The 12,211-nt window shown below is 69.3% G+C and carries 14 protein-coding genes, 1 other RNA gene and 3 pseudogenes; 15 read left to right on the top strand and 3 right to left on the bottom strand.

Annotation, left to right across the window (positions count from 1 at the left end; all coding sequences use genetic code 11):
- Positions 1 to 201, bottom strand: a pseudogene (locus QSG27_RS24040) (hypothetical protein); the annotation flags it as partial.
- A gap of 119 nt (positions 202 to 320) precedes the next feature.
- Here QSG27_RS24040 and QSG27_RS24035 point away from each other — a divergent pair.
- Positions 321 to 665, top strand: coding sequence for a type II toxin-antitoxin system HicB family antitoxin (locus tag QSG27_RS24035; RefSeq protein WP_306710598.1), 345 nt, complete (start codon positions 321 to 323; stop codon positions 663 to 665).
- A 137-nt stretch (positions 666 to 802) separates the two neighbouring features.
- On the opposite strand, the gene gap is transcribed toward QSG27_RS24035, so the two are convergent.
- Both gap and tkt read right to left on the bottom strand, forming a co-directional pair.
- On the bottom strand, positions 803 to 1,810 hold the full coding sequence (gene gap, locus QSG27_RS24030; protein WP_306710597.1) for a type I glyceraldehyde-3-phosphate dehydrogenase: 1,008 nt from the start codon (positions 1,808 to 1,810) through the stop codon (positions 803 to 805).
- A gap of 142 nt (positions 1,811 to 1,952) precedes the next feature.
- Positions 1,953 to 3,965 carry a transketolase gene (gene tkt / locus QSG27_RS24025; protein WP_306710595.1) on the bottom strand — a complete coding sequence of 671 codons (2,013 nt, stop codon included), beginning with the start codon at positions 3,963 to 3,965 and terminating at the stop codon, positions 1,953 to 1,955.
- Positions 3,966 to 4,309: 344 nt separating this feature from the next.
- Between tkt and QSG27_RS24020 the strand changes: the two genes are divergently transcribed.
- The 14 genes and pseudogenes from QSG27_RS24020 to QSG27_RS23955 all read left to right on the top strand — a co-directional run.
- Positions 4,310 to 4,534, top strand: a complete 225-nt coding sequence (locus QSG27_RS24020; RefSeq protein ID WP_306710593.1) for a hypothetical protein — start codon at positions 4,310 to 4,312, stop codon at positions 4,532 to 4,534.
- A 3-nt stretch (positions 4,535 to 4,537) separates the two neighbouring features.
- Positions 4,538 to 4,852: a cell division protein ZapA gene (locus tag QSG27_RS24015; RefSeq protein ID WP_306710591.1), complete on the top strand. Its 315-nt coding sequence runs from the start codon at positions 4,538 to 4,540 to the stop codon at positions 4,850 to 4,852.
- A 13-nt stretch (positions 4,853 to 4,865) separates the two neighbouring features.
- Positions 4,866 to 5,025: non-coding RNA, 6S RNA (gene ssrS, locus QSG27_RS24010), on the top strand.
- 39 nt (positions 5,026 to 5,064) lie between these two features.
- Complete coding sequence (locus QSG27_RS24005) at positions 5,065 to 5,658, top strand: 5-formyltetrahydrofolate cyclo-ligase (RefSeq protein ID WP_306710589.1); 594 nt, start codon at positions 5,065 to 5,067, stop codon at positions 5,656 to 5,658.
- Between the two features lie 12 nt (positions 5,659 to 5,670).
- Positions 5,671 to 6,492, top strand: a complete 822-nt coding sequence (locus QSG27_RS24000; protein WP_306710586.1) for a TIGR00282 family metallophosphoesterase — start codon at positions 5,671 to 5,673, stop codon at positions 6,490 to 6,492.
- A gap of 198 nt (positions 6,493 to 6,690) precedes the next feature.
- Entirely contained in the window at positions 6,691 to 7,443 is a 753-nt protein-coding gene (locus QSG27_RS23995) for a YebC/PmpR family DNA-binding transcriptional regulator (RefSeq protein ID WP_306710585.1), read from the top strand.
- A 29-nt stretch (positions 7,444 to 7,472) separates the two neighbouring features.
- A pseudogene (gene ruvC, locus QSG27_RS23990) lies at positions 7,473 to 7,994 on the top strand (crossover junction endodeoxyribonuclease RuvC); the annotation flags it as partial.
- 138 nt (positions 7,995 to 8,132) lie between these two features.
- On the top strand, positions 8,133 to 8,531 hold the full coding sequence (locus QSG27_RS23985) for an endonuclease domain-containing protein (protein WP_306710600.1): 399 nt from the start codon (positions 8,133 to 8,135) through the stop codon (positions 8,529 to 8,531).
- Positions 8,528 to 9,157 carry a Holliday junction branch migration protein RuvA gene (ruvA, locus tag QSG27_RS23980; RefSeq protein ID WP_306710583.1) on the top strand — a complete coding sequence of 210 codons (630 nt, stop codon included), beginning with the start codon at positions 8,528 to 8,530 and terminating at the stop codon, positions 9,155 to 9,157. The genes QSG27_RS23985 and ruvA overlap by 4 nt, the downstream gene beginning before the upstream one ends.
- A complete protein-coding gene (gene ruvB, locus QSG27_RS23975) occupies positions 9,154 to 10,248 on the top strand; it encodes a Holliday junction branch migration DNA helicase RuvB (protein WP_306710581.1) in 1,095 nt (364 codons plus the stop codon). The genes ruvA and ruvB overlap by 4 nt, the downstream gene beginning before the upstream one ends.
- Positions 10,241 to 10,708: a tol-pal system-associated acyl-CoA thioesterase gene (gene ybgC, locus QSG27_RS23970; RefSeq protein ID WP_306710579.1), complete on the top strand. Its 468-nt coding sequence runs from the start codon at positions 10,241 to 10,243 to the stop codon at positions 10,706 to 10,708. The genes ruvB and ybgC overlap by 8 nt, the downstream gene beginning before the upstream one ends.
- A gap of 5 nt (positions 10,709 to 10,713) precedes the next feature.
- Positions 10,714 to 11,436: a protein TolQ gene (gene tolQ / locus QSG27_RS23965; RefSeq protein WP_149163363.1), complete on the top strand. Its 723-nt coding sequence runs from the start codon at positions 10,714 to 10,716 to the stop codon at positions 11,434 to 11,436.
- Position 11,437: 1 nt separating this feature from the next.
- A complete protein-coding gene (locus QSG27_RS23960) occupies positions 11,438 to 11,920 on the top strand; it encodes an ExbD/TolR family protein (protein WP_306710576.1) in 483 nt (160 codons plus the stop codon).
- 28 nt (positions 11,921 to 11,948) lie between these two features.
- Positions 11,949 to 12,211: pseudogene (locus QSG27_RS23955) on the top strand (hypothetical protein); the annotation flags it as partial.

Raw genomic sequence — 12,211 nt, 5'->3', positions numbered from 1 at the left:
GGCCACCTCGACCGCGGGATGGCGGGCGGCGGCGCGGGCAACGACCGCGAGGAACCAGCCGGCCCCGGCGTGGGCCGCCGCACCGGGCGCACTGACCAGCAGCAGGGGAACGCCCAACTCCGCGGCGGCGGCGCAGGCGGCGCTGGCTTCGGCCAGGCCGTGGAAGCGGATGGGGCGGGCTTGCGGGGGCAGGGCGGTCATGACGGGAAAAACAGAGCGGGCATTTCCCCATCCCGACTCCGGGAATTGAGGCAGGTCAAACCGCGGGAACGGAGGCGAGGCTATCCTCTGGCCCTACGCATCCCCTGGGGTCGCCGCTGATGATGGACTATAAGGGCTACAAGGCCCAGATCGATTTCGACAACGACGCCGGCATCTTCGTCGGTGCGGTCATCAACACGCGCGACGGGATCACCTTCACCGGACGCTCGGTCGATGAGCTGCGCAAAGCCTTTCGCGATGCGGTGGACGATTATCTGGCGATGGCCTGCGACATGGCGGGCAACACCGAGCAACCCTATTCGGGCAAGCTCGCCATCCGCGTCAACCCGATGCTTCACCGCGCCATCGCCACCTGCGCCGAGCGCGAGGGCAAGAGCGTCGCCGCCTGGGTCGCCGACCAGCTCACCGAGGCCACGGGCATCAACGCCGTCAAAGCGGGGTGACGCGGCCCGGCTGCCGCCGGTTCCGGCCGCGCCGGTCATGGCGCCGGTCATGGCGTCCGGTCACGAAAAAGGGCGCCCCTTCGCGGGGGCGCCCTTTTCGTTCGGGCCTGAGCCGTTCGGGCGCAGGCCGTTGCGGCTTACTTCGCGTTCGCCATGGCGACGGCGGTGTCGCTCATGCGGTTGGAGAAGCCCCACTCGTTGTCGTACCAGGTCATGATGCGGACGAAGTTGCCGTCGATGACCTTGGTCTCGTTCAGCGCGAAGATCGAGCTGTGCGGGTCGTGGTTGAAGTCGGTGGAGACCAGCTCCTCCGTGTAGGCGCCCAGCACGCCCTTCAGCGGGCCGTTGGCGGCGTCGCTGATCGCCTTGGTGATCTCCTCCACCGAGGTGGCGCGCTTGGCGGTGAACTTGAAGTCCACGACCGAGACGTTCGGGGTGGGGACGCGCATGGCGGTGCCGTCCAGCTTGCCCTTCAGCTCCGGCAGCACCTTGCCGACGGCCTTGGCCGCACCGGTCGAGGTCGGGATCATGTTCAGCGCCGCGGCGCGGGCGCGGTGCAGGTCCTTGTGGTTGGTGTCGACGATCCGCTGGTCACCCGTGTAGGAGTGGATCGTGGTCATGAAGCCCTTCTCGATGCCGATCAGGTTGTGCAGCACGAAGGCCACCGGGGCCAGGCAGTTCGTGGTGCACGACGCGTTCGACACGATGCGGTGCTCGGCCTTCAGCTGGTCGTGGTTGACGCCGTAGACCACCGTGATGTCCTCGTCGGTGGCCGGGGCGGAGATCAGCACCTTCTCGGCGCCGGCTTCCAGGTGCTTGGCGGCGTCGGCGCGCTTGGTGAAGATGCCCGAGCATTCCATGGCGATCTGGACGCCCAGATCCTTCCACGGCAGCTTGGCCGGGTCACGCTCCTGCACGACCTTGATCGAGTGCCCGTTGACGATCAGCTCGCCGTCGCGGGTCTCGATCGTGCCGGGGAAGCGGCCATGGACGCTGTCGTACTTCAGCAGGTGGGCGTTGGCCTTGAGGTCGGCCAGATCGTTGATCGCAACGACCTCGACGTCCTTGCGGCCGCTCTCGTAGATGGCCCGCAGAACCAGACGGCCGATACGGCCAAAACCGTTGATCGCTACCCGAACAGCCATTGTTTTCCTCCAGTCTGGCATTCCCCGACCCCGAACCGTACGGCCTGGGGCGGTCACTCCCGGCCCCGGACCGGTGGTCCGGGGCGGTAATTGTCAGCCCCGGACCGGCGGCCCGGAGCCCGATCCCGCAAACGGTCGCTCTTTACAGACGCGCCTTCGCCGCGGCGACCACAGCCTCGGCGGTGATGCCGAAGTGCTTGTAGAGTTCCTGATAGGGAGCCGACTCGCCGAAGCCGGTCATGCCGACGAACGCGGTGCCCGTGGCGCCCGGATAGCCCAGCCAGCGGTCCCAGCCCTGACGGATGGCGGCCTCGACCGCGACGCGGACGCCGCTGCCCAGCACCGCCGCCTTGTAGGCGTCGTCCTGCGCCTCGAACAGCTCGAAGCTCGGGATGGACACGACGGCGGCGCCGATCCCCTCGGCCTGGAGCGCCTTGCGGGCCTCGGCGGCGAGCGAGACTTCCGAGCCGGTGGCGAGCAGGGTCACCTTGCGCTCGCCCTCGGCCTCCAGCAGCACGTAGCCGCCGCGGGCGGAGCGGTTCTCCTCCGCGTGCTCGGTGCGCAGGGTCGGCACGTTCTGGCGGGTCAGCGCCAGGACGGACGGGCCGTTCACCCGCTCCAGGGCGATCTGCCAGCACTCGGCGGTCTCGACGGCGTCCGCCGGGCGCAGGGTCAGCAGGTTCGGGATGGCGCGCAAAGCGGCCAGATGCTCCACCGGCTGGTGGGTCGGGCCGTCCTCGCCGAGGCCGATCGAGTCGTGGGTCATCACGAAGATCGAGCGCTGCTTCATCAGCGCGGCGAGACGGATCGACGGGCGGCAGTAATCGGCGAACTGCATGAAGGTGCCACCGTAGGGGATGACGCCGCCGTGCAGCGCCATGCCGTTCATGACGGTGGCCATGCCGTGCTCGCGCACGCCGTAGCGGACGTAGCGCCCGTTGAACTCGCCACGGCCCTTCACGTCGGCGGTGTTCTTCGCCTTGGTGTTGTTCGACGGGGTCAGGTCGGCGGAGCCGCCGATCATCTCCGGCACCGCCGGGACCAGGATGTCGAGCACGTTGCCCGACGCGACGCGGGTCGCCCAGCTCGGCTTCTCTTCCGACACCTTCTTCTTGAAGGCGCCGATCAGCTCGTCCAGGCCGGCGGGGACGCCGCGGCCGATGGCCGCCTCGAACGCCTTGCGGGCGGAGGCGTCCAGCGCCTCGACGCGCTGCGCCCAGTCGGCGTAGGCGGCGTCGGCGCGGGTGCCGGCGGCGCGCCAGGCGTCCAGCACGTCCTGCGGGACGACGAAGGGCTCGTGCGGCCAGCCGATGTTGGCGCGGGTGGCGGCCACCTCGTCGGCGCCCAGCGGCGAGCCGTGGCAGCCGTGGGTGTTGGCCTTGTTCGGGGCGCCCTTGCCGATGATGGTGCGGCAGGCGATCAGCGTCGGCTTGTCGGAGCCCTGCGCCGCCTCGATGGCCTTGGCGACGGCTTCCGGATCGTGGCCGTCCACGGTCGCCGTGTTCCAGCCGTAGGAGCGGAAGCGGGCCGGCGTGTCGTCGGTGAAGCTGAGGTCGGTGGAGCCGTCGATGGAGATGTGGTTGTCGTCCCACAGCACGATCAGGCGGCCCAGCCCGAGATGGCCGGCGAGCGAGCAGGCCTCGTGGCTGACGCCCTCCATCAGGTCGCCGTCCGAGGCGATGACATAGGTGTAATGATTGACCAGATCGTCGCCGAAGCGGGCGTTGGTGATGCGCTCCGCCAGCGCGAAGCCAACGGCGGTGGAGACGCCCTGGCCCAGCGGACCGGTGGTCATCTCGATGCCCAGGGAGGGATCGACCTCCGGGTGGCCCGGCGTCAGGCTGCCGAGCTGGCGGAAGCGCTTCAGCTCGTCGATGGTCATCCGCTCATAGCCGGTCAGGTAGCCCAGCGAGTAGATCAGCATCGAGCCGTGGCCCGCCGACAGGATGAAGCGGTCGCGGTCGGCCCAGGCCGGCTGCTTGGGGTTGAACTTCAGGAAACGCGTGAACAGCACCGTGGCGACGTCCGCCATGCCCATCGGCATGCCGGGGTGGCCGGACTTCGCGGCCTCCACCGCGTCCATGGACAGCGCGCGGATGGCGTTCGCCATGGTGGTGATGGGGGCGGGCGGGGTGGCGGCGGAAGCAGCGGACATCGGGCAGGGTTCCTGAAGAATGTTCCCGCGGGCGGATGCACTGTCAGCGGGTTTGGGGCAACACCGATTGGCGGGAAACCAGGGCTTCCCGCAAGACGCGCGCACCATGCAGAAGCCGTGTGCGCAGGTCAACACGGGAATGGGGATGACCGCCCGGCTTCCGGCGCATTTCGCGGGCACCGGTTCCGTCCCCTTCCGCGGGCTCTTTCTGCGGCGTAATTCCGGTTGACGGCACGGGGTGCCCGGCCCAACTGTAGCGCTCGGCATTTTATGCATGTGCGAACCGCTTGTCCGTTTGCCGTTCATCCGCCTGCCGTCCTTCGTCCATCAAGGTTTCCCCGCCCATGGATTCTCTGAAAGCCGCGCTCGACCGCCTCTCCAAGGCCGTGGACCGCCTGGAGCATGCCGCATCCGCCCGCGAGGAACGGGTGGCCAAGCGCGAGCAGGAGCTGACCGAATCCCTGCGGGAGGCCCGCATCGAACAGGCGCGCGCCCAGGAGAACGCCGAAACCGTGTCGAAGCGTCTGGAGGCGGCGATCGGCCGTCTTGAAGCGGTGCTGGAGAATTAAGCCATGGCCCAGGTGGACATCGAGGTGAACGGGCGCGCCTACCGCGTCTTCTGCCAGGACGGGCAGGAGGCCCGCCTGCGTGAACTGGCCGGCTATGTGGACGCGAAGCTGAAGCAGGCGACCGGCGGCGGCAAGTCCGGGTCGGAGGCGCAGATGCTCGTCCTGACCGCCATCGTCATGGCGGACGAGCTTCAGGACGTGATGGCGGGCCGCGGCATCGCGCCGCTGTCCACGGTGAACGAGGCCGACGTGGCCGCCGCCGTGGACAATGTCGCCCTGCGCATCGAAGAGGTTGCCGCGCGGCTCGAGCGCGCCTAAGTTAGTCAACGGAAGGTCGCTGCCTGGTTCGTCAGGTCGCAATAATCCCCAGGGCCGATAATCTAGACTCTCGGGAGCTGTCCCTGTCCGGACCGTGGTCCGGGTACACGGCGCCCACCTGCTCTGCAGGTCATGGAGGATAGGCACATGCCAACGGCCAAGGCGGCACCTTCCGCCTCCCCCCTGAATGTCCCCGAAGTTCCCAGGCGACGATGACCGACCCGCGTGCGGCCAAGGACGCCGCCCGAGTCAGGGCGCGCGCCCGGCGCGACTCCCTCACCGACGACGGCGTGCGTGCTTTTGCCGCTGATGCGGTGCGCGGCCGGTTCCTGGAGGCGCTGGTCAGGCCGGGGCTGATTCCCGATGGTCCGGTCGCCGGCTATTGGCCGCTGGGTTCGGAACTCGACGCGCGGCCCCTGCTGCTCCATCTTAAGGCCGCCGGGCGCCCCGTCGCGCTGCCGGTGTCCGGACCGCGCGGGCAGGCGCTGACCTTCCGCGACTGGGACCCGGCGCAGCCGCTGGCCGCGGGGCGCTACGGCATCCACGAACCGGGCGCCGACCGTCCCGAGGCCGTGCCGGCGGTGCTCCTGGTGCCGATGCTGGCCTTCGACCGCAGCGGGCACCGGCTGGGCTACGGGGCGGGCTATTACGACCGGACTCTGGACGCCCTGCGCGCGGTCCGGCCTGTGCTTGCGGTGGGGGTGGCCTTCGCCGCGCAGGAGATGGACGCGGTGCCCTGCGGGGCGCATGACGAGCGGCTCGATTGGATTCTGACGGAGCGCGAGGCGCTCCGCTTTACGCAGTGAAGGTTGGGGACGATGCGGCTTCTGTTTCTGGGCGACGTGGTGGGGCGGACGGGACGCGACGCGGTGATCGCGCACATGCCGGCCCTGCGCGACAGGCTGGACCCCGACCTGACGGTGGTGAACGGCGAGAACGCCGCCGGCGGCTTCGGCATCACCGTGAAGATCGCCGAGGAGTTTTTCGCCGCCGGCGTGGACGTGGTGACTCTCGGCAACCATTCCTGGGACCAGAAGGAGCTGGTGGCGGCCATCGACCAGCAGCCGCGGATCATCCGCCCGCTGAACTACCCGGAAGGCACGCCGGGGCGCGGCTTCGTGCTGCTGCAGGCGCGGGGCGGGCGCAAGGTGCTGGTCATGAACGTGATGCTGCGCCTGTTCATGGACCCGATGGACGATCCCTTCGCGGCGGTGGACCGGGTGCTGCGCGCCCACCGGCTGGGTCCGAACGGCGCCGACGCCATCCTGGTGGACGTCCATGGCGAGGCGACCAGCGAGAAGATGATCATGGGCCATTTCTGCGACGGGCGCGCCTCGCTGGTGGTCGGCACGCACAGCCATGTTCCCACGGCGGACCATGTGGTCATGAAGGGCGGCACCGCCTATCTGACCGACGCCGGCATGTGCGGCGACTACGACAGCGCCATCGGCATGAAGAAGGAGGTCGCCATGGCCAAACTGATCCGCAAGCTGCCCACCGAGCGGCTGAGCCCGGCGGAAGGCGAGGCGACCATCTGCGGCTGCTATGTGGAGACGGACGACCGCACCGGCCTCGCCACCAGCATCCAGCCGGTGCGGCTGGGCGGGCGGCTGAGCCAGTCCATGCCGGTGCGGGGCTGACGGGCGGCCGGACCGTCCTCGGCAGGGCGCAAAAGGGGCGCCCCAATCCTGCCATATTGACTTTCTAAATGGGTAGGTGTCGTCTCCTGCGCCGAAAGCGTGCGGTGGCGCACTAGAACTGGTACATGTGTCCCACCGCTTTCCAAGCTGTTTCACTAGACCTTGTATCTTTGAATCCATCTGGGGCTCGTTCGACGCATGGCCGGTCATAGCCAATTCAAGAACATCATGCACCGCAAGGGCGCGCAGGACGCCAAGCGGTCGAAGATCTTCAACAAGCTCGCCCGCGAGATCACCGTGGCGGCCAAGGGCGGCCTGCCCGACCCGGCGGCCAACCCGCGCCTGCGCGCCGCCATCACCGCGGCCCGCGTGCAGAACATGCCGCGCGACCGCATCGACCGCGCGATCAAGCAGGGCACGCCGGGCGGCGGCGACGACGCGAACTACGAAGAGGTGCGGTACGAGGGCTACGGCCCCGGCGGCGTCGCGCTGATCGTGGACGCGCTGACCGACAACCGCAACCGCACGGCCGCCGAGGTGCGCTCCGCCTTCACCAAGTACGGCGGCTCGCTGGGCGAGACGAACTCGGTCAGCTTCATGTTCAGCCGCGTCGGCGCGATCTACTACCCGGTTGCCGCCGCGGCGGCGGACGCCGTGTTCGAGGTGGCGCTGGAGGCCGGCGCGGAGGACGTGGCGTCCGACGAGAACGGCCACGAGGTCACCACGACGGTGGAGAATTTCGCCATCGTGCGCGACGCGCTGGAGGCCAAGTTCGGCGGTGCGGAGAGCGCGCGCCTGACCTGGAAGCCGCTGAACACCGTCGCCCCGTCCGAGGACGCCGCCGCCAGCCTGATGAAGCTGCTGGACGTGTTGGAGGACAACGACGACGTCCAGACCGTCGAGGGCAACTTCGACATCTCCGAAGAGCTGATGCAGAAGCTGACGGCCTGAGTCCAGGCCGCAGAGCGGAGGGCACCGGGGTGCTTGGGCAGGCCGGAAGGAGCGGGGCGGCGCAACAGCCGCCCGTACGCCTGTTGGGGCTGGACCCCGGCCTCCGGCACACCGGCTGGGGCGTCATCGACGTTGCCGGCAACCGGCTGACCCACGTCGCGGACGGCGCCGTCCATTCCGACGACGGCCGTCCGCTGGCCGAGCGCCTGTGCCAGCTCCACGAGGCGCTGGCCGAGGTGCTGGAGCGCTACCGCCCCGACGAGGCGGCGGTGGAGGAGACCTTCGTCAACAGCAACGCGGTCTCCACGCTGAAGCTGGGGCAGGCGCGGGCGGTGGCCCTGCTGGTCCCGGCGCTGGCCGGGCTGTCGGTGGCGGAATACGCCAACAACATGGTCAAGAAGGCCGTGGTGGGGCAGGGCCGGGCCGACAAGACACAGGTGCAGGCCATGGTGCGCCTGCTGCTTCCCGGCTGCGCCATCACCACGCCGGACGCCGCCGATGCTTTGGCGGTAGCGATCTGCCACGCGCATCATCGGCAGTCCCTTCTGTCCTGGACCCCGGCCTCAACCCTCTCCCCCCCGGGGAGAGGGCAGGGTGAGGGGGGGCAACTCCTGGCGCGCGGCAAGGCGACTCCTGGCGTTGCCCCCTCACCCCGACCCTCTCCCCAGGGGGGAGAGGGAGAGTGGGGCGTGGCGGCTCAAAGGAAGCCATCCGAAATTCAGACCGTTCGGGCGCGTCAGTTGCGGCGGGATTCGACGGATGTCGAAAAGCTGCTGTGGCAGAGGCTGCGGAACGCCCAGATGGGGGCGAAATTCCGCCGTCAGGAACCGATATTGGGCTTCACGGTGGATTTCGTGGCTCACGACCACCGTCTGGTCATCGAACTGGACGGCGGACAGCATGCGGATCGCGTCGAGCAAGACCAGCGCCGGACCCGCATGCTGGAGCAGGCGGGCTTCCGCGTCCTTCGCTTCTGGAACAACGAATTGAACGAAAACCTGGACGGCGTTCTTGAGACGATCAAGGCCCGCCTCGACGAAACCACCATTCTGCGGCGTCAGCCGTCCGGCAAGGAGTCACTTCCATGATCGCCAAGCTCACCGGTGTCGTGGATTCGGTCGGGACCGACTGGGTGGTGGTGGACGTCAACGGGGTCGGCTACCAGGTCGCCTGCTCCAACCGCACGCTGTCGCGCATGGCGGTGGGGGAGCGGCGGGCGCTGGTCGTGGAAACCTTCATCCGCGACGACCGGATCACCCTCTACGGCTTCGCCGATGCCGGGGAGCGGGACTGGTTCCGGCTGCTGACCACCATCCAGGGCGTCGGCTCGCGCCTCGCCCTGTCGATCCTCGGCGTGCTCGACCCCGACCAGATCACCCGCGCCATCGCCGCGCAGGACAAGACGGCGCTGACCCGCGCCGACGGGGTGGGGCCGAAGGTGGCCGCGCGAATCATCAACGAGTTGAAGGACAAGGTGGGCAACCTCGCCCTCGGCGCCTCGGCCTCCGCCGCTCCGGCGGCGGGCGGCAAGGCGGCGCCGGCGGCGGGCGGCCCGGACAACACGGTCATGGCGGACGCCGTCTCGGCCCTCGTCAACCTCGGCTACGGGCGGTCGGAGGCGTTCGGCGCCGTCGTCTCCGCCGGGCGCAAGCTGGGCGACGGGGCCGGCGTGTCGGAGCTGATCCGCCATGGCCTTAAGGAACTCAGCCAATGACCGCCGACCAGAACGGCACCAATCCCGACCGGCTGGTGCAGCCGGGGCAGGGCTCCGGCGATTCCGGCGAAGCCTCGATCCGCCCGCTCTCGCTGGCCGAATTCATCGGCCAGCGGCAGGCGCGCGAGAACCTGTCGATCTTCATCCAGGCCGCCCGTTCGCGCGGGGAGGCGCTGGATCATGTGCTGCTGTTCGGGCCGCCGGGCCTGGGCAAGACCACGCTCGCCCAGATCGTCTCGCGCGAGCTGGGGGTGGGCTTCCGCGCCACCTCCGGCCCGGTCATCGCGCGGGCCGGCGACCTCGCCGCCCTGCTGACCAACCTGCAGCCGCACGACGTCCTCTTCATCGACGAGATCCATCGCCTTAATCCCGCCGTGGAAGAGGTGCTTTATCCCGCCATGGAGGATTTCCAGCTCGACCTCATCATCGGCGAAGGCCCCTCGGCGCGGTCCATCCGGATCGACCTGCCGCCCTTCACGCTGGTCGGCGCGACGACGCGCTCCGGCCTGATCACGCGCCCCTTGCGCGAACGGTTCGGCATCCCCGTGCGGCTGCAATTCTACGAGCCGGACGAGCTGGAGCTGATCGTCCGCCGCGCCGCGGGCGTGCTCAACATGCTCATCACGCCGGAAGGGGCGCGGGAGATCGCCAACCGGTCGCGCGGGACGCCGCGCGTGTCGGGCCGGCTGCTCCGCCGGGTGCGCGACTTCGCCGCGGTGGCCGGCGTGCCGGAGGTGGACGCCCGCATCGCCGACGCCGCCCTGACCCGGCTGGAGGTGGACCGGCTCGGCCTCGACAGCATGGACCGGCGCTATCTGGGCATCATCGCCAACAACTACGGCGGCGGTCCGGTGGGCGTGGACACGCTGGGCGCGGCGCTGGGCGAACAGCGCGACGTGCTGGAGGAGGTGGTGGAACCCTACCTGATTCAGCAGGGCTTCCTGCAACGGACCCCGCGCGGGCGCATGCTGACCGACCAGGGCTTCCGCTATCTGGGCCTGAACCCGCCCTCTGCGCCGACGCGCCAGTTCGACCTGCTGGACCGGCTGGCCGATTCCAGCCGCGACCCGGAGGAGGACGGCGATGCGTGACGGCGCCGGGACGGCGAATCTATCGGGCTGGATTGACGAGAACGCGCAGCACAGGCTGCCGCTGCGGGTCTACTACGAGGACACGGACGCCGGGGGGCTGGTGTATCACGCCAACTACCTGCGCTTCTTCGAGCGGGCGCGCACCGAGATGCTGAGGCTGGCCGGGTTCACCAACGCCGGGCTGGCCGAAAGCGACGGTGTGTCATTTGCGGTACGACGGGCGGAGATCGATTTTGTCGCTCCCGCCAAGCTCGAGGATACGCTTGAAGTGGTGACGCGAATCACCGATACCGGCGGTGCCTCCTTCGCAGTTGCACAACTTGTCCGCCGCGACGGCCGTGACCTCGCGCGGGCGGTGATTCAACTGGCGTCGATCAACCGGGCCGGACGTCCCGCGCGCCTTCCGGCGCCGGTCCGCGAGGCGCTCAACGATTTGTACAAAAGGCAGAAGCGAGACTGACTGCGATGGATCTGAATTCCGCCCAGGTGGTCGGGGCCGCGGCGAAGGCCCACGACATCACGATGTGGGGCCTGTTCTGGCAGGCCGACCTGATCGTCAAGGTCGTGATGCTGATGCTGCTGGTTGCCTCGGTGTGGTGCTGGGCCATCATCATCGAGAAGCTGATGCGCATCCGCCGCCTGAACGCGCAGGCGGACGCCTTCGAGGAGAGCTTCTGGTCGGGCGGCTCGCTTGACGCGCTCTACGACCGCATCGGCCAGAACCCCACCGACCCGATGTCGGCCACCTTCGCCGCCGGCATGCGCGAATGGCGCCACGCCGCCGACCGCGGCATCGGCTCCATGAAGGGATCGCTCCAGCAGCGGGTGGAGCGCGTCATGTCGGTGACCATCGGGCGCGAGATGCTGCGCGCCGAGCGCTACATGACCTTCCTGGCGTCGGTCGGCTCGACGGCCCCCTTCATCGGCCTGTTCGGCACGGTGTGGGGCATCATGAATTCCTTCACCTCCATCGCCGCGTCGGGCAACACCAGCCTCGCCGTCGTCGCCCCCGGCATCGCCGAGGCGCTGTTCGCCACGGCGCTGGGTCTCGTGGCCGCCATTCCCGCCGTGATCTCCTACAACAAGTTCACCACCGACCTCGGCCGCTACGCCGACCGGCTGGAGACCTTCTCGGGCGAGTTCTCGGCGATCCTGTCGCGCCACCTCGAGGAGCGGGGAGCCGCCTGACATGGGAGCCCAGCTCGCAGGAAAGGGCGGCCACGGACGGGGCCGCCGCCGCGGATACCGCGCGATGGCCGACATCAACATGACGCCCTTCATCGACGTCATGCTGGTGCTGCTGATCGTCTTCATGGTCGCCGCACCGCTGCTGACCGTCGGCGTGCCGGTCGATCTGCCGAAGACCAACGCCGCCCCGCTGGAGGCGCAGAAGGACCCGCTGTTCGTGACCGTCCAGTCCGATGGCCGGGTCTTCGTGCAGGAGACGGCGGTGGAGACGGGCAACATGGTCGCGCTGCTGATCGCCGTCACCAACAACAACCCCGAAGCCCGCATCCTGGTGCGCGGCGACGCGAAGATCGCCTACGGCAAGATGCTGGAGGTGATGGGCACCATGAGCGCCGCCGGCTTCAAGAAGGTCGGGCTGGTCGCCGAGATGCCGAGCGGGCCGGGCGCCACCGGGCCGCGCGTCGGCGGCGCGGCGCAGCGCTGAGACGCCACGGCGAGTTGAAGGCTGACCCATGCGCAAACCCCTGATCGCCTCGGCAACGCTGCACGTCGCGCTGGTCGCGCTGTTCGTGCTCGGCATGCCGCCCAGCGATCGCAAGCTGGAGATTCCCGCCTCCATCCCGATCGAGATCGTGGATGTGGGCGAGGTGACGGAAGCCGCGCGCGTCGACAAGGGCGAGCCGAAGCCGTCCGCCCCCCGCCCGCCGGTGCCCGAAGCCAAGCCGAGCCCGCCGGCCCCTTCGCCGCCGGAACCGGCCAGCGAACCGCCGCCCCC

The organism is Azospirillum isscasi (assembly GCF_030849505.1).
GTDB lineage: Bacteria > Pseudomonadota > Alphaproteobacteria > Azospirillales > Azospirillaceae > Azospirillum > Azospirillum isscasi.
This window is presented reverse-complemented; position numbering and strand designations above follow the sequence as displayed.